The organism is Rhodococcus sp. WS1 (assembly GCF_003797745.1).
Taxonomy (GTDB): Bacteria; Actinomycetota; Actinomycetes; order Mycobacteriales; family Mycobacteriaceae; genus Rhodococcus_F; species Rhodococcus_F erythropolis.
In genome coordinates this window covers 1-14,095 of sequence record NZ_RKLZ01000004.1, presented here as the reverse complement: position 1 = coordinate 14,095, position 14,095 = coordinate 1, and the positions used below count along the sequence as shown (strand labels likewise).

The window sequence follows — 14,095 nt, the reverse complement described above, 5'->3', positions numbered from 1 at the left end:
TTCTGTGTTCAGAAAAGTCTGTCTTTGGAAATTGAGTCAGTGGTCGAGGGCCGAGCTTTGTTCGCGGATCATTCGCCGTAGGCTGGTGCGAGCGGCGGCGAGGTCGTCCTCGGTGGCGCGTAGTGCGTGCTGTAGTTTGCTGTTTTCTTCTGTGAGGCTGCGGTTTTCGTCTTGCAGCTTCGAGTTGGCGGTGGTGAGGTCGTCGACGCGGGAGCGGAGATGGTGGGTGGATTCTTCGTCGAGTTGGCGGCCGAGATTGTGCCGCAGGGCGGTTTTGAGTCGGTCGACTTCGGAGCGGAGGGCGCGGTTGTCCTGGCGGGCGAGTTCTAGGTCGGTTCGTAGGCTGGCGGCACTGGCGCGGTTGCCAGTCACTGTTGCGCGGTCCGGTGCGGCGGCTTGGTCGGCGCGGGCCTGTTCGATGTAGTCGCGGATGCTTTCGGCGTAGACGAGCCAGGTGGACACGCCGGCGGTCTTGGCGACGGCGGTGAAGGTGATCGGGGTGGCGCTGGTTTTCATCTGGTCGACAACGGTTTTGACGTGTGCGCGTTTTCGTTGGGATGCTTGTCGGCGCGCTTGGACCAGGACATCGGCGGAGGTGCGTGAACTGCTCATGTTGCGGTGTTCTTGCCGATTACGTGCAACGGCAGTGAGCGGCCTGCGATGCTCGCACGTGATTTCCGCAGTACGGCAGAGGCTTCGTCGACGTGGGCTCGTTCGTCCGTGGTGAGGGTGTCGAGCCGCTCATTCATGGTCTGGTGCACGTGGGTGAAGGCGTCGATCTGTGCGGTGAGGTTCTCGACGACGAATCCGGCGACGTCCATCGCGTGGGCGGTTTCCCGGTCGGCTTTGAGCGAGTTGAGATGTTCTTCGATCGCGGGCAGGTAGGACGGATCGGGCCGGTAGAAGCCGCATCCGGCGCATTGGAAACGCACGGGGCAGGCTCCGCCGCCGGCTTTCACGTTGGACGGTTCGATGCAGTTGCCGAATGGGACCGAGACCGCCCGCGCCTCGTAGGTAGCTTGGTCGTTCATCGGGGCCGGCCGCCCGGCCCGGTCGACGGTGAATGAGGACACGGTCGCGACTGCTTCACGTTTTCGGCTGGTAGTGATCTCGTAGTAGATCGTGGTGGTGTTGATGTGTTTGTGGTCCATCAGGTCGCGCAGTACGTCGACGGGCACGCCGGCGTCGGCGTGCCGTTGCGCGTAGGTGTGGCGGAGTGTGTAGGGGTAAACCAGGGTTCGATCGAACGGGAGTGGGATGCCGTCGGGATCGACGGTATCGGAATCGAGCCGGTCTATCTGGTCCACCCATGCCCGCATCACACGGGAGATGTAGTGCGTGCGAATAAAAGGATCGCGCGCGATCGAAGACTTCGCGGGGAACAGGTACTCGCTGCTCGCAGGTGGTGTTGGCAGGGTCTGTCGGATTTCCTGCCACTCGCCGATCGCGGCAGCAGTTGCCCGGGTGATCGGTAGTTTGCGGCCGAGCCGTTTGGATTTGATGTTGTACCAATGCAGCGTTGGTTCGTCATTTCCGGTCACACAGTCCCGGAGCAGACTGGCGACCTCGAGTGGGCGTCGACCCGTGTCGCGCATGACAATGAAGATAGTTCGGAACATTGCGTTGACCTGCCCGGGGGTGAGTTCGCCGTGGCTGAAGCCGACACCGATACGGTCAAGGTTGGCATCAAGCTGCCGGAGAACCGAAGCAGGCAGTGCGTGACCAACTTCCTCCTCTCGGTCGCCTGTGAACGGAATCATGTGGAAGCGGTGCCGGTTGAAACCGGGACCGAGCCCGTTCAGCCGCCCGTTGATGCGGCCGTACTCGATCAGCTCGAAGAACCGGCGAGCCATGGTTCGGCGCCGGCTGACGCTCAACACTGCGCCGTCGGCGTGGCTGAGTGTGCGGAAAACCTCCACGACCTGGTCCATGTCGGCGCGCTCGAGGGCAGGTGGTCTCTCGCCGAGGTCGGCGCGTTGTCGCAGCGTTCGTGCGGCCAGAGTTGCCGCGCGCACCGTTTCGACCATGATCCTGCCCTCGGGCAGCTCCGTGCGTGCCCATGTACGGGTGAGTTCGCGCAGCCATTCGACCTCGATCTCCCCGAAATCTATGGTGCCGGCTCGACGACGCGGCCCACCGAGCATGGCGGGGTCGGGCTCTACACCCAACGTAACTAGATCCCACACCATCTTCTCGGTGTGCTCGATGCCGAGCATCTCGTCGTGTGCCTGACGCAACGAGCGCACGAACTCGACCAGGTGCGCTTGCACGCTCGAGGTTCCGCGGCTGGCGATGAGCGAGGGTAGATCCTTCTCCTCTATCGTCGCCACGCTCGGCACCCGCTCCAACTCCCGCACAACTTGCCGCATGACGCCAGGGGAGAGCCGCCCGTTGCGATGGTCCCGTTGCTGGACCGCGTAGAGCACTTCCCAACGAAGCTGCTCCGAGAGATGGCCGAGCGAAAACTGGTTCGCTCCTAGATACGGAGGTTGGGTGCGTGCAAACACCTCGACCGGAGTATCAGGCGTGTTGGTCTTGCGGCGGGTGTAATGCAACGGGCACAGCGGAATTGCCCCGCGTGGTGTCAGTAGACAGCCCAACACCAGGCACATACGTTCCTGTTCTGGACCCAATGGTTCGGCGACACAAGCGACCCAGCTTCCGAGTTCGGTTGCCGGATTCTGTCGTGAGTGTGAGCGCCACTCGGAGTAGTGACGTCGACACAAGCCGCGTACATCGAAGCGCCGAGCGCAACGTACACCGTTGCGCTCCACTCGGCATTGTTCTGTCCGCTGCCCGTACTTCGTGCGCGGCCGGTCGGGTACATGGGTGTCGATGAACTCGGCTCGAGATACACCTGACTTGCTCAGCGCGCGAACACAATGCGTGCACATACCGCGGTCGCCGAGTATTTGTGTGCACGCCCGGGTCACGCAGATGTCGACGGTGCTCTGCGGGTTGCCAGGGTCAGCGGTGCACAACCACAGCTCGTGGTCCCATTCACCTGGCCGCCAGCTCGTGTCGGTGTGTCGGCGCAACCACCGGATCCAGTCGGACTCGACACTCGGTGAGAACATCGACGCTGAGTGTTGCGAACTAGTCATATCCCTCCAGTCTTGCTGCCACTCGTTCCACCGCAGCACGTTTGGCTGTTTCTGGCGGGTGTAGGTACGGATCCATCGAGACCGACGACACGTGTCCGAGGAGGTGCTGCACGACATCGCGGGGCACACCATTCTCGATCCATCGGGTGGCGGCTGTGTGTCGCAGCATGTGCGGGCGCGCTGTGAAACCCGCAGCCGCGGAAAGCCGCGCGAACAACGATCGCACGTTGCCGTAGCGCATTCCGTCGCCGATCGGCTTGTGATAGAGGTTCACAAAGACCAGGTCAGCCTCCATCGCGCCCGCGACTGCAAACCGTTCGTGCTGGTACTGGGCGTAGAGGCCGACCAGATCGTTCACTACCGGAATCGACCGTGGATACCGGGATTTGGCGAGTGCGCCGTTGGCATTGCATCGTCGGCGCACATGGATGTGCGGGCCGTCGGTCGAGCATCCGACCAAAGCGCCACGAGGTAGCAGATGCAGATCCCCACGCCGTAGACCCAGCGCTTCGCCGACTCGGATCCCGGTGAGAGCCATCAGAGTTATCAGAAACCGGTCTCGTGTTCGCCCCGCCGCTGCAATCAGCTCGTCTACCTGCCGTGCGGTCAGGAACTCGATCTCGGGTACCGGCGCCGTCAACTTCAACGACTTCGCCCGGATGGAGGCGAATTGGCCCATCTCCCCGCTGTCGTGGCCCGGCAGGTATCGCAGGTCCTTTCGATGTGACAACCGTGGTATCAGTTCTGACGAGACCCAACCGTGCGTCGCGGCGAACCGTAAGAACTCGCACACCGACGTCATCACCGCGTTCGCTGTGCCCGCGCTGCGAAACCGCGTTGGCGAACTCGGTCGGCGCGGCGGCAACGGCTCAGCGACCAGCCACCGCAAAAAGCGCGCCAAGTCGCTGAACTGTATTTTCTGCCAATCGAATCCGAATCGCCCGCAGTAGCTCAGAAACAACGCTATACGGCCCGCGTATACCCGCTCGGTGTTCGGTGACCGGTCCAATGCGCGCAGCGCCGCTAAATACGCCGACGCTTCGGTGTGCACGCGGTACGTGCGATCGATCACGACATAGCGGAGTGAACCATCCGACGGCGACACTGCCCGCTCCGCCGCGAAAACGTCCACATGACAAAGCTAACCAACGTGCCAACCATGACCCTGATATCGAAAAGGAACGTCGCACGAACAACTGCCGACCAACATGCCTCGACCAGGTAACCAAGAGTAGATAACGGAGAAGCCGTCATTCAGAAGTAGCGCCGCCAAACGACGGGCCATCGTTCCCGCCAGCGGTTACTACGAATGGATGAAAAGTGAAGAGGGGAAGAAGATTCCGTACTTTCTTCACGGGGACGGCGACGTGATCGCGATGGCTGGACTCTACGAGTTGTGGCCCGATCCTGAACTGCCAGAAGACGATCCGAACAAGTGGGTATGGACCTGTACTGTCTTGACTCGGCCAGCTACGGATTCCTTGGGGCACATACACGACAGATCCCCGCTGATCCTGCCCGAATCGTTCTGGGAACACTGGCTCGATCCGAACCTCACCGACAAAGGCGAGGTCCAGGCCATGATCAATTCCGTTCCGGAGCCGCATCTCGAACCGTACGAAGTTTCGACTGCGGTCAATAGTCCGAGGAACAACGACCCGAGCTTGCTCGAACCGGTCCACTGACGCCGCGGGCCTTCGCGCTCGACGAGAGGTCAAGATTCCCGCATCGTCACTCGGGCGAGCATCTGCTCCATCTGCGGCCACCCGAGAGCGAGGTTCGATCCGTTCATCTGGACGCGTGTGTTCCACTCCGGAGCGAAGGCATCGAACATGATCCGAGCAGCAGGAGCGAGCACATCCCGCTCGACGGCAACAACGGTGTCGGCATCCCAACGCAGCTCCCCGTCGACGGAATCGGGTTCACCGAACACCGACGTCAGACGCTCGGACACATAGCCCAGATCCGCCAGCTCCGACGCACTGTAAAAATCCTTGCTCATTACTTCCTCCGAATCACCGGTCGACCGTGCACATCATCGTGCCGTAACACCGCGCCGGACGGGCCTCACGGACGCGTGAAAGTGGCCGGGAGATGGGTGTGTGACCCCGTAGGTCGAATCCGGGCAGGTGTGGTTCTCTGACGCTGACAGATGCACTGCGCCGGAAGGCGAGACGACTCCAGGAGCGGCGATGTTGGCGATGAAGACAATCTGCGAGAGGTGCCGCACCTCCCTCGACAACGCCTCCGCCGCAACAATATGCAGCTACGAATGCACCTTCTGCGTCGACTGCTCAGCGGCGATGGACAACGAGTGCCCGAACTGCGGCGGCGAGTTGACCGCGCGTCCTCGTCGCATCGCGCAAGGCCGAGTGATTCGTCGGGGATGGGCAGGTCGAATCGGTAACTATCTCGCCCAGCGCAAGCCCTCCGGCGTCCTCGAGCTCACCGATGCCGAGCGGTATCTGATTTCGCAGATCAAGGCCACCGACGGGGAAAGGTTGGCAGCGATCGAGGTGCGTCATATGCGTCCCGACTGCACACCGCGAGAAGCTCTCATCACCGTTCTCAACCTTCGCGGGGAAGACGTGTTCCGAACCCCTACCGACCACGCTGTCAGTGAGGACGCAGGTCGCGCCGACGGGAAACCGCAGGCGCTGTGACCGACGAGCACACCATGCCCGCACGCTCCAGATTCCGCGCAGCCGGAGACCGGGCAGCAGCGCGTCTGCGGAAACGAGCCGAGTGGGCTGCCGTCGCGGCGCAGCGCAGAGCCGCCCATGACCGGGCCTACGAACAGTGGGCCACCGGAGCGTTGGCCCCGTGCCGGATCACCCGCGCACTCGACGCCGCCGAGCTGTACGGCCCTGACGTCGACATTGCATGCGGGGCGCAGGAGCCGGCAGTCGACGAATGGGAGGCCGGCACCCGCTACCCCTCGTTCGAGCAGCTCCTCGCCCTGGCCGCGCTGACCCACCAATCCCCGGACTCGTTCACCGCACGCGAAGGCGACGAGGACCTCGACCTCCGAGACACCACGATGTGGTGCCACATCAGCAAAGCCGAGCGCGCCCGATGGCGACCCCCGATCACCGAATTCACCGCCGCAGCCGTCGAAGAATGTCCCGGTACCAACGATTACCGCGCCACTCACCTGTTCTGACATGCCCACACGAAACGGAGAAGAACCATGAAGCACCTGGCACTCGACGAAATCCAGATCACCCCCGCGACCGAACCAGCACCCGCGAGCAGCAGCGAGGTTCTCGCATTCATTGCCCGCGAAGGACGCAAACTTCAGATCAATCATTTGATCTGTGCGGCCTACGCCACACGAAGGGTTAACGGTGTGGAAGATTCTCGCAGCACTCCGAAGGTTCGGCGGGCGCGATGAGTTCCCCCACAGGGTTCGACACTGTCGCTCACTACGCGATAGTCGCGTCGACCGGCTCGGCATTGATCGCAGGTGCAGTCAACGACTGGTCTGCGGTGGTCATGGCTCTTATCCTCGTGCCGTTCGTAGTGATCGCGCTGCGGCCGAATGCACCCTCTGAGATTGTCTTCGGCGCCGCAGAGGCCGTAGACAACCTTCTCGACGCAATAAGGCCAACACGCGCGAGCAAGAGAACTGAGGACCCAGGATGGCCGGCGAAGTGATCGCGCAGATCCGGGCCCTCGTACTGATCGACGTCGTTGTGGTTGCTGCCTTTGCAGGATGGTTCATGCAGCCTCGCTACGTCCCCCGCGAACCAGTCCGCGAGTGCTACACCACCTTGTTGGGCAGCACCGGAGCACCACAATGCCCCACCGCGGCGCACGACTTCATGATGACCTACTCCCCAGTGATAATGGCGATTCTGGGCGGGCTTGTCCTTCTGTCCACTCATATTCGGGTATTCAGCGATCACCGGAACCGCCCCGCCCGCGAGATCCCCCAGGAGGAAAAAGCATGATCTTCATCGCGATGCTGCCGCTGACCGGCTCCACGAAGGTCCTCGAAATCGACTGGTAGATCAGGTTATTCCGGCACACACCCATCGGCGATCTGACTAGACGAACTACAGGGGGAATGATGGCCAGCTACGAAAGCGACTTCGACGCAGCACTGGGTCGCGGGCGCATTTACGACAGTGCCGAGCAATTGCGCGCTACTCCAGAGGGAACACCGATCACCGATGCGCAAGGCAGGCACTGGATCCGCGGGTTCAACGACCCAGCCGAACGCCGGTGGCGACGCCGAAAGGCTCCGCGGCTGATCTGGGTGGGCATTGGCGGCCATCACGACCGGTGCCCGTCTTCAGAGATCCTCCTCCCCGCTACACACGCGTCCACCGAGGACTTCTGGCCTACGACCCTCGTGGAGGGTTCGGGGACACCTATCTCGATCGGGTCGATCGCCGGTGGCTGCGTCGGTGGCAACCCCGGCCTCTCGCTGTGGAATGAGGCCGAGGCACGCGCCCGTGACTTGTTCTCAGGTGCAGGGAAATCGAACACGGATGGCGGCGGCAGGAACCAAGTCGACCCGACAGGCTGGATGTACGGCAGCGGCACCATGACGGTGCAGAACGCCCACTCTGCGGACTACCTGTCGACCCCGATCGCCGCGATACCGGCGAATCTCGCAAACCTCTTCACCGCGACGTCGGGGAATGAGACAGGCGGAAATTCGTCGGCGAGCAGCTGAGAAGATAGACAGTCATCGGCATCTCGATAGAGGAGAATTTCGTGCAGCAGGGCGACCACGTGAGAATCGGGACCGGAGGCGTCTCGGTGTTCACGATCGTCAGCGTCGACGACGACGCTCACACCGCAATCATCGAATCCAGCGTGGATGCCCCCGGCAAGTACCCCTTTCCGGTGAAGCTGGCCAATCTTGTGCCGGTTACCTGACGGCATTACCGGATCCATGTCGGGACGGATCTTGATCGAGCCATTTTCGGTGGAGGCGTCGGTCGGATCACGAACTCTTTCGTAGTAACCCGGTCACTCCGGCGAGAAGAATCGCCGTGAAGATCCACGCCAGGATCCGAAGGGCCGGTAGACCGAGTTTCATCCAGACGGGTGCGGTTGGGCTGACCTCCCATACTGGTCGGGTGATGCCTGTTGCGGCAGGGATGACGCCAGTGAGGGCATAGGTGAACGTATCCAGGCACGGGTGGGTCGGGTGTGAGGCGCAGTCGTCGGCACCTGTGACCGTCACCGGTTGTTCTTCGGTCTGCCCGGTGGGGGTGGCTTTGTTCCCTCCGGTCGCGTTGGTGGTGACGGTGTCGGCCACTACAACGGGGGTGGTGGGGACGAAGTGCGCGCGGTTCGCCCCCACGAGTGCGACACCTGCGATCAGGGCAATGATCAGCCATAGGCCGGCGCGAAGTGGATAGTAGCCGTGGCCTGCGATGAAGCGATAAATCGTGCGCAGTATTTTCGTGGGCAGGGGTGCGTTCTTGGTGACCTTGTTCGCGGCGGTGAACCGTAGTCGTCGCGCTTCGGCAGGGTGCCCGTTGCGTTCGTACACTGCGGCGAGTGCATGCCACGGCTGTGGGCTGGCGAGGGTGTGCGACGGGGGGAGACTCTCGTTCCGCAGTTGTTGCTCCTTGCTGATGCAGTTGAGCCAGCGGGTCGCGGCGTGGTGGTCGGTTCGGATAAGGCCGTCGATGTCGCCGATGGCCCACCCTGTCGCCAACACCGGGTATGAGGGTTCTCGGTCTGTCGGAGTGTTGAGGTGGGTGAGTTTGGCCAGGGACAGGTTGATCTCCGTCAAGGAGCTTTGCGGGAGAGTGAGTTGCTGCATCTCCACACCGCTGAAATCGACGGTCAAATGGCCCGAGGACGATGATGTCGCGAATCCGAGATCAACATGGCCCTCGAAGCCAGCATTACTGGCAGTGATGAGCCCGTCGGCCTTGAAGGTCAGCCACCTTGTTGCGGTGGCGAAATCGCCAGTAAACACGTCTCCAGTGATGTTCGCTCCGTCAAGGTCGAGAACCCATTGTTCTGGGTTGTTCAGATGCGCACCGTTCAGGTTGAGTTCGCCGCCGATGGTGGCTCCGACGGCGCGGATTTCGCCGTAGGTGGTGACGCCGCTGGTGTCGATATCCCCGGCGATTCTTGCTTGGTGGAGATCGAGAACAACAGATTCTTCTGGGTTGTTCAGATGCGCACCGCTCAGGTTGAGTTCGCCGCCGATGGTGGCTCCGACGGCGCGGATTTCGCCGTGGGTGGTGATCTGATCGGCGATGAGTCCGCCGGTGATAGTCGCGCCGTTGAGGGTGAGGATGTCTGCTCCGGGGTTGTTCAGGTGTGCGTCGGTCAGGGAAAGCTGCTTACCGATGGTGGCTGCGACGCCGCTGATCATGCCGTGGGTGGTGATCTGATCGGCGATGAGTCCGCGGGTGATAGTCGCGCCGTCGAGGCTGAGGACGTCTGCTCCGGGGTTGTTCAGGTATGCGCCGGTCAGTATTAGTTGGCTACCGATGGTGGATGAGACGGTGAGGATTTCGCCGTGGGTGGTGATCTTGTCGGCGAACAGGCTGCCGGTGACAGTCGCGTTGTCGAGGGCGAGGACGTCTGCTCCGGGGTTGTTCAGGTGTGCGTCGGTCAGTATTAGTTGGCTACCGATGGTGGCTCCGACGCCGCTGATCATGCCGTGGGTGGTGATCTGATTGGCGAACAGGTTGCTGGTGATAGTGGCGCCGTCGAGGGTGAGGACGTCCGCTCCGGGGTTGTTCAGGTGTGCGCCGGTCAGGGACAGTTGGCTCCCGATGGTGGCTCCGACGGCGCTAATCATGCCGTGGGTGATGATCCGGTTGGCGAAGAGGGCGCCCGTGATAGTTGCGCCGTCGACGGACAGGGACCGAATGTGCGACGCGGTGAGGTCAAGTTCTGCCAGTTTCGCGGCATCGAAGGCGATAGGCCGGTCGATACGGCATCGAACCATGTGCAACGGGTAGTCGAAGGTGATGTGAGCGAGGTCCACATCACCGGTGATCCGGGCTCCGGCGATTCGGAGACCGCGGGGATCGAAACCGGTGTGATCACCGAGCAAGACAGTCCGGAGCGCGCTTGCGGGGATACACCGCTCTGCCGGCCACTGATCGGCGGTGGCCGGGTTGTACTGCCGTATCGGGGCCCCGAACCGTAGATCCACGACTAACCCACCCATCGCCGCGTCGATCAGGCGGTTCACCCACATCGCGTGCTCACGCTGCTCGTTCATCCGCTCATCATCTGCGATCAGTTGTGATCGGCTCCGGCGAGCCCGCCCGCCGGCTACCTGATGGCACCGCCTGGCGCACCGGCAGAACGCGAAGTCATTCAAGCGAAGTACAGCACCAGTGAGCCCGGGATGACTTGGGCGATGGCAGCAGACGACTGCGGGAAGCCGGTCGCGATGGGCGAGACAGTCCGCCGCAAGCTCAAGAGGGAAGCGGCACGTGTCGAGCAGGTCAGCCGATGAGGGGCTGGAGTCCGGCCGATCGAGACTCAGATCCTCATGCGGATCGTCCCAGGTCAGACGTTCCTATGAAAAGAGTTGTTCCGTAGGACCTCGTAAATGGCGGCGAATAGAGATTGTCCGCTGGAAGGCCCGGCCTCGTCGAGTGGGCCTTCCAGCGATGACGGTCTGTCTGGGAGCGGCGCCTAGTCGACGGGAGGTGCGTCTTGGCCCGCGCACGCTGTGACGAAGCTGGCCATCGCACAGAATGCGGTGGCGACGAGACCTCCTGATTCGAGGTAGTAGTCGAGCAAAGGGATCGAGCAGACGAGCACGAGCACAGTGGTCAGGGGGTGGGCGTACCAGCGGAACAGCTTGTTGCCGCGGGAGCTGTCGCCATCGTTCGAGTTCAAGATTTTCTCCGGGAGGTAAGGACGTCGTCGGGACGCGCAGGACAGACAGGTCAGAAGAGGGAAGTTCGTTCGGAGCTGGGTGGAGGCCAGGCATTGTCGAAGGGACCTCGGGGCGAGGCGTCGTGATTTGTGGCGTGCGGAGCGCCCGAGGTGCGTGCGTATTTGGCAAGGAAGTAGCCGGACGGTGCGTCAAGGAGACCGTCGGCAACGAGGGGAATGATCTTCTTGTCGCGGTAGCGTTTGAGCCGTCCGGAGGCGGCGTCTTCGCTGATGCGAAGCTCGCGCGCGGCGTCAGCGAGGGTGAATCCAGCTTTCAACGCTTCGAGGATCGGCCGGACTTTCAACGGCGCGATCGCGATCTGCCTTGTCAGCTCCAATTTGGTCGCGGTGTGGTTCGCGATGTCTGGCGTCGAAGCGTCTGCGTCGTCGACATCACCACCTGTGGCGGCGAGCGGTAGTGCAGCTGCCCGGATGGAACGTGTGTCCTTCGCCCACTTGTTGATCACCTCGTACTTCCGCAGCAGACATGCGTTGAGGAAATACGTGTACAGGGAGGACTGGGTGCCGTCCCAGTCACCTCTCTCGATAGCTTTCTCCATGAACGCCGGGTAGGTCTTGATGATGAGGTCGCTGGCGACCCAGTGACGAGTCTCGTGATCGGCACGCAGCCATGAAAGGCTGCCCTCATCGACGTATAGAAATCTCGAATTCCGTGGACCCTGGGTCTGAATGGAGCCGTTGGCCAGCATGTCTTGAAGGACAGCAACCGCGTAGGCGTACAGCCGTTCTATCAACTTCTCTGCCGGCACACTCCACTTCCCGCTCGGCGTCCGAATTCCGGTGCGTCGCGTCTCTTCCGCCAGCTCGTGGAGCTGACGAACTTTGTCTTTGCGCTGCTCGACGGTCAAATTGGACATAACTCTCCTCGTTGCGTCCGCAGGCGCGATCTTCCGGTGCCCCTACGTGATTGATTTCTGGATCCCAGCGAAACCATTTACTGGTTATAAGGACATATGGGTGCTACGAGCAAAACACCGTCGCGTAAGTGATGCAGATCACGTTCAGCGCCGTCCTGGGTCGCGATCGTGGGGGCGTTGCTCCGTGCGCTATTGCGTTCTCAGTTCACGTACCGATTCCTGAACTGATTCGCTTTGCCTGCCGGCCGATTCGGAACTGTGCTCCCGAGACTTTTCGTCTTGGAATCCAGCGTTGGTTCGTGAACTACTGCGTCCAGAGTTTGTTGCGCGTTTACGTGAATCGCGTACAATTTGCGTCAGACAGTCTGACGCGTCGCGTCGGCCAAAGAAAGAAAGGGGTGGCTTTCATGCCTCCTATCACGATCAGAATCGACGACGAGTCGAAAAACGAGCTGGACGTGCTGGCCAAGTCCAGCGAGCAGACAGTAAGTGATCTGGTTCGTGGCCTCATCGACCAGAAACTGGGCCGCGGTGCTCGGTTCAGGGAAGGTGACTCACCTAGCTCACTCGCTCCAACCGAACGCCTGATGTTGGCCCAGCAACTAGAGATCCTCGCCGCGCTTGCCAAGGATCAGGACGACAAGACGTTGCACCTTCAGAGAGCAGAGGTTCTTCGCAGGGGTTATGCCGGTGAATACAGTCGTGTCTTCGCCGATCTCGACGAAGAACTGGAAATCGCAGAGTGCCGACGTGTGTGGGACATCCTGGACATGTTTAGAGTGCTCGGAGCCAGCGTCGACGTTCTGACAGAAGCCGATCTGGATCGGCTCGGTGATCGCGTCTCGTACACACGCTTCGCCGGCTTCGATCTCGCCGATCCCGTCGAAGGCAGGATGCTTGGGTATGTGAGGCATCTGGCGGAGACGGAGCGCTGGACTGAGATCGAGAAAAGGCTGGAAGAAATCGGGGACGACGGCAATTCCCACTCGCGCAGGCTGCCTGGGTACGACCGAATGGTCGAGGTATTCAAGCCGATCTGGTCCGAGGTCATCCGCAACGGGCCCGGTGACGACGGCTACGTGCTCACAGCAACGCAGGTCTATGAAGTCGTCGGGGCTCTATGAAAGTCGTTGGGGCGTGGAGACACTGATCCGGCCCTTGAGTTTTCTGCCTCTCCGATAGAGCGAGTTGTCGACTCGCACATATAAAAGCGCGCGAAAGAGCCCTCCACGGCAGGTGAGGGGCTCTTTCGCGCGGGGCGACCAGGGTTAGCTATTGGCTGTTCGTGATCGTCTGGTAGATCTGTGAGGCCCATTCGATGGCTCGGTAGAGGCGGTAGCTGTAACGGGCAATGTTCCACGTGCGGACAGCGATGGAGTGGAGCCTCTCGCGGCGATCCGGGTTCTGAGGTTCTTCGTTGTTAAACCACTGGTGCTGGTTGGGCATGACGCCACTCGTTTCCTTTGCTCCGGAGCAATATTTTTTGTCCGGCTACCAATTCCGGATGCAAAGTCGGTGGGTTTACAGCTTTTGGCAATCTCGTAAGTCTTTGACCTGGGGTGATGGCATATACCCTGGGGTGGTTGTTGGGGGTGTGTGGGGCGCCGGCGTTTTTGGGTGCCGGCGGGGGCCGGCGGGGTGTTCGGGTTGGGTGGTGTGGGGGAGTGGTGCCGGGTCGTGCGGGGGTGTTGTGAGGCTCGTTTTTTGGGTGTTTTTGAATGTTGTTGTGTGTCAGTAGGTTTCGGTATTCGGTTGGTGTTGGGTTGGTTTCGTGAGTTGTGCACGGTGATGTTTTCGTGAACGTCTAATTATGTTGCGGTGGTGAGTGTTTCGGTGTTCGGCGTTTTCAGGTTGTTTTGCAGTTTGGTGGGTGGGGGTGTATGATTGGGAGCATGATGATGACGAGGCAGTGGACGCGAGACGGGGCGCTTTTCGTGACCCTTCCCCTCCTCCCCAGCCTCGTTCGGGTGTCGGGTACCGGTTCAGACGTTGCGATGAATTTGATTGGCGAGAACCAAGATTCGGAATTCAGAGGAGCGAAGCGACTCGATCGACGGCAACGGCACTCGACCCACTGCGAGCCGCGCAGCGGCTCCCTGGCGGGGAGCGCAGCGACTCGCTCCCGTCTCCCGACGCGAAGCGTCGGGAGGAGCGCCGCGGTTGGTGGCTGGCGATCCGACGCCGAAAGTGCAGCTGGAAGGACTGCGGATCGCTTCGGAAGCGTTGTCTCCG

The 14,095-nt window shown here is 61.5% G+C and carries 19 protein-coding genes and 1 pseudogene; 11 read left to right on the top strand and 9 right to left on the bottom strand.

Going from position 1 to position 14,095, the window contains the following annotated elements; genetic code table 11:
- Positions 1–36: 36 nt before the first annotated feature.
- Positions 37–612, bottom strand: coding sequence for a DUF6262 family protein (locus tag EEB12_RS28225; RefSeq protein WP_141488931.1), 576 nt, complete (start codon positions 610–612; stop codon positions 37–39).
- Complete coding sequence (locus EEB12_RS28220; protein ID WP_181447650.1) at positions 609–2,612, bottom strand: site-specific integrase; 2,004 nt, start codon at positions 2,610–2,612, stop codon at positions 609–611. Before EEB12_RS28220 ends, EEB12_RS28225 begins: the two co-directional genes overlap by 4 nt.
- A gap of 99 nt (positions 2,613–2,711) precedes the next feature.
- Between EEB12_RS28220 and EEB12_RS30615 the strand changes: the two genes are divergently transcribed.
- Complete coding sequence (locus EEB12_RS30615) at positions 2,712–2,861, top strand: hypothetical protein (protein ID WP_181447649.1); 150 nt, start codon at positions 2,712–2,714, stop codon at positions 2,859–2,861.
- Between the two features lie 235 nt (positions 2,862–3,096).
- Here the strand turns inward: EEB12_RS30615 and EEB12_RS28215 are convergent, their stop codons facing one another.
- Positions 3,097–4,236, bottom strand: coding sequence for a tyrosine-type recombinase/integrase (locus EEB12_RS28215; RefSeq protein ID WP_258537551.1), 1,140 nt, complete (start codon positions 4,234–4,236; stop codon positions 3,097–3,099).
- 103 nt (positions 4,237–4,339) lie between these two features.
- Between EEB12_RS28215 and EEB12_RS28210 the strand changes: the two are divergent.
- Positions 4,340–4,789: pseudogene (locus EEB12_RS28210) on the top strand (SOS response-associated peptidase); the annotation flags it as partial.
- Between the two features lie 29 nt (positions 4,790–4,818).
- Here EEB12_RS28210 and EEB12_RS28205 read toward each other — a convergent pair.
- Positions 4,819–5,106 carry a hypothetical protein gene (locus EEB12_RS28205; RefSeq protein ID WP_141488929.1) on the bottom strand — a complete coding sequence of 96 codons (288 nt, stop codon included), beginning with the start codon at positions 5,104–5,106 and terminating at the stop codon, positions 4,819–4,821.
- 190 nt (positions 5,107–5,296) lie between these two features.
- On the opposite strand from EEB12_RS28205, the gene EEB12_RS28200 reads away from it, so the two are divergent.
- The 7 genes from EEB12_RS28200 (at position 5,297) to EEB12_RS30610 (ending at position 7,994) form a co-directional block, all read left to right on the top strand.
- On the top strand, positions 5,297–5,767 hold the full coding sequence (locus EEB12_RS28200; protein ID WP_141488928.1) for a DUF1272 domain-containing protein: 471 nt from the start codon (positions 5,297–5,299) through the stop codon (positions 5,765–5,767).
- A gap of 14 nt (positions 5,768–5,781) precedes the next feature.
- Positions 5,782–6,267, top strand: a complete 486-nt coding sequence (locus EEB12_RS28195) for a hypothetical protein (protein WP_141488927.1) — start codon at positions 5,782–5,784, stop codon at positions 6,265–6,267.
- A gap of 27 nt (positions 6,268–6,294) precedes the next feature.
- Entirely contained in the window at positions 6,295–6,498 is a 204-nt protein-coding gene (locus EEB12_RS28190; protein WP_141488926.1) for a hypothetical protein, read from the top strand.
- Complete coding sequence (locus tag EEB12_RS28185; RefSeq protein ID WP_141488925.1) at positions 6,495–6,761, top strand: hypothetical protein; 267 nt, start codon at positions 6,495–6,497, stop codon at positions 6,759–6,761. Before EEB12_RS28190 ends, EEB12_RS28185 begins: the two co-directional genes overlap by 4 nt.
- Positions 6,746–7,057: a hypothetical protein gene (locus EEB12_RS28180; RefSeq protein WP_141488924.1), complete on the top strand. Its 312-nt coding sequence runs from the start codon at positions 6,746–6,748 to the stop codon at positions 7,055–7,057. The genes EEB12_RS28185 and EEB12_RS28180 overlap by 16 nt, the downstream gene beginning before the upstream one ends.
- A gap of 119 nt (positions 7,058–7,176) precedes the next feature.
- Complete coding sequence (locus EEB12_RS28175) at positions 7,177–7,788, top strand: hypothetical protein (protein ID WP_141488923.1); 612 nt, start codon at positions 7,177–7,179, stop codon at positions 7,786–7,788.
- Between the two features lie 41 nt (positions 7,789–7,829).
- Entirely contained in the window at positions 7,830–7,994 is a 165-nt protein-coding gene (locus EEB12_RS30610) for a hypothetical protein (RefSeq protein WP_181447647.1), read from the top strand.
- Positions 7,995–8,061: 67 nt separating this feature from the next.
- On the opposite strand, the gene EEB12_RS28170 is transcribed toward EEB12_RS30610, so the two are convergent.
- Entirely contained in the window at positions 8,062–10,317 is a 2,256-nt protein-coding gene (locus EEB12_RS28170) for a hypothetical protein (protein WP_141488922.1), read from the bottom strand.
- A gap of 60 nt (positions 10,318–10,377) precedes the next feature.
- On the opposite strand from EEB12_RS28170, the gene EEB12_RS28165 reads away from it, so the two are divergent.
- Entirely contained in the window at positions 10,378–10,557 is a 180-nt protein-coding gene (locus EEB12_RS28165) for a hypothetical protein (RefSeq protein WP_141488921.1), read from the top strand.
- Positions 10,558–10,739: 182 nt separating this feature from the next.
- Here EEB12_RS28165 and EEB12_RS28160 read toward each other — a convergent pair whose 3' ends face one another.
- On the bottom strand, positions 10,740–10,946 hold the full coding sequence (locus EEB12_RS28160) for a hypothetical protein (RefSeq protein ID WP_141488920.1): 207 nt from the start codon (positions 10,944–10,946) through the stop codon (positions 10,740–10,742).
- A 50-nt stretch (positions 10,947–10,996) separates the two neighbouring features.
- Positions 10,997–11,863, bottom strand: a complete 867-nt coding sequence (locus tag EEB12_RS28155) for a hypothetical protein (protein WP_141488919.1) — start codon at positions 11,861–11,863, stop codon at positions 10,997–10,999.
- A 407-nt stretch (positions 11,864–12,270) separates the two neighbouring features.
- Here EEB12_RS28155 and EEB12_RS28150 point away from each other — a divergent pair, with 407 nt between their 5' ends.
- A complete protein-coding gene (locus EEB12_RS28150; protein ID WP_181447646.1) occupies positions 12,271–12,987 on the top strand; it encodes a YfbU family protein in 717 nt (238 codons plus the stop codon).
- Between the two features lie 148 nt (positions 12,988–13,135).
- Here the strand turns inward: EEB12_RS28150 and EEB12_RS30605 are convergent, their stop codons facing one another.
- Both EEB12_RS30605 and EEB12_RS30700 read right to left on the bottom strand, forming a co-directional pair.
- Positions 13,136–13,309: a hypothetical protein gene (locus EEB12_RS30605; protein ID WP_181447645.1), complete on the bottom strand. Its 174-nt coding sequence runs from the start codon at positions 13,307–13,309 to the stop codon at positions 13,136–13,138.
- A gap of 536 nt (positions 13,310–13,845) precedes the next feature.
- On the bottom strand, positions 13,846–14,095 hold a 250-nt coding region (locus EEB12_RS30700; protein WP_222839061.1), incomplete at its 5' end, for a hypothetical protein.

What these genes read in the sequence shown, in the direction of transcription:
- EEB12_RS28190 (WP_141488926.1), top strand. Translation starts at nt 6,295, where the DNA reads ATGAAGCACCTGGCACTCGACGAAATCCAGATCACCCCCGCGACCGAA.
- EEB12_RS28200 (WP_141488928.1), top strand. Translation starts at nt 5,297, where the DNA reads ATGTTGGCGATGAAGACAATCTGCGAGAGGTGCCGCACCTCCCTCGAC.
- EEB12_RS28225 (WP_141488931.1), bottom strand. Translation starts at nt 612, where the DNA reads ATGAGCAGTTCACGCACCTCCGCCGATGTCCTGGTCCAAGCGCGCCGA.
- EEB12_RS28170 (WP_141488922.1), bottom strand. Translation starts at nt 10,317, where the DNA reads ATGAACGAGCAGCGTGAGCACGCGATGTGGGTGAACCGCCTGATCGAC.
- EEB12_RS28195 (WP_141488927.1), top strand. Translation starts at nt 5,782, where the DNA reads ATGCCCGCACGCTCCAGATTCCGCGCAGCCGGAGACCGGGCAGCAGCG.
- EEB12_RS28165 (WP_141488921.1), top strand. Translation starts at nt 10,378, where the DNA reads ATGGCACCGCCTGGCGCACCGGCAGAACGCGAAGTCATTCAAGCGAAG.
- EEB12_RS28155 (WP_141488919.1), bottom strand. Translation starts at nt 11,863, where the DNA reads ATGTCCAATTTGACCGTCGAGCAGCGCAAAGACAAAGTTCGTCAGCTC.
- EEB12_RS28180 (WP_141488924.1), top strand. Translation starts at nt 6,746, where the DNA reads ATGGCCGGCGAAGTGATCGCGCAGATCCGGGCCCTCGTACTGATCGAC.
- EEB12_RS28150 (WP_181447646.1), top strand. Translation starts at nt 12,271, where the DNA reads ATGCCTCCTATCACGATCAGAATCGACGACGAGTCGAAAAACGAGCTG.
- EEB12_RS30605 (WP_181447645.1), bottom strand. Translation starts at nt 13,309, where the DNA reads ATGCCCAACCAGCACCAGTGGTTTAACAACGAAGAACCTCAGAACCCG.
- EEB12_RS28220 (WP_181447650.1), bottom strand. Translation starts at nt 2,612, where the DNA reads ATGTGCCTGGTGTTGGGCTGTCTACTGACACCACGCGGGGCAATTCCG.
- EEB12_RS28205 (WP_141488929.1), bottom strand. Translation starts at nt 5,106, where the DNA reads ATGAGCAAGGATTTTTACAGTGCGTCGGAGCTGGCGGATCTGGGCTAT.
- EEB12_RS28175 (WP_141488923.1), top strand. Translation starts at nt 7,177, where the DNA reads ATGGCCAGCTACGAAAGCGACTTCGACGCAGCACTGGGTCGCGGGCGC.
- EEB12_RS28185 (WP_141488925.1), top strand. Translation starts at nt 6,495, where the DNA reads ATGAGTTCCCCCACAGGGTTCGACACTGTCGCTCACTACGCGATAGTC.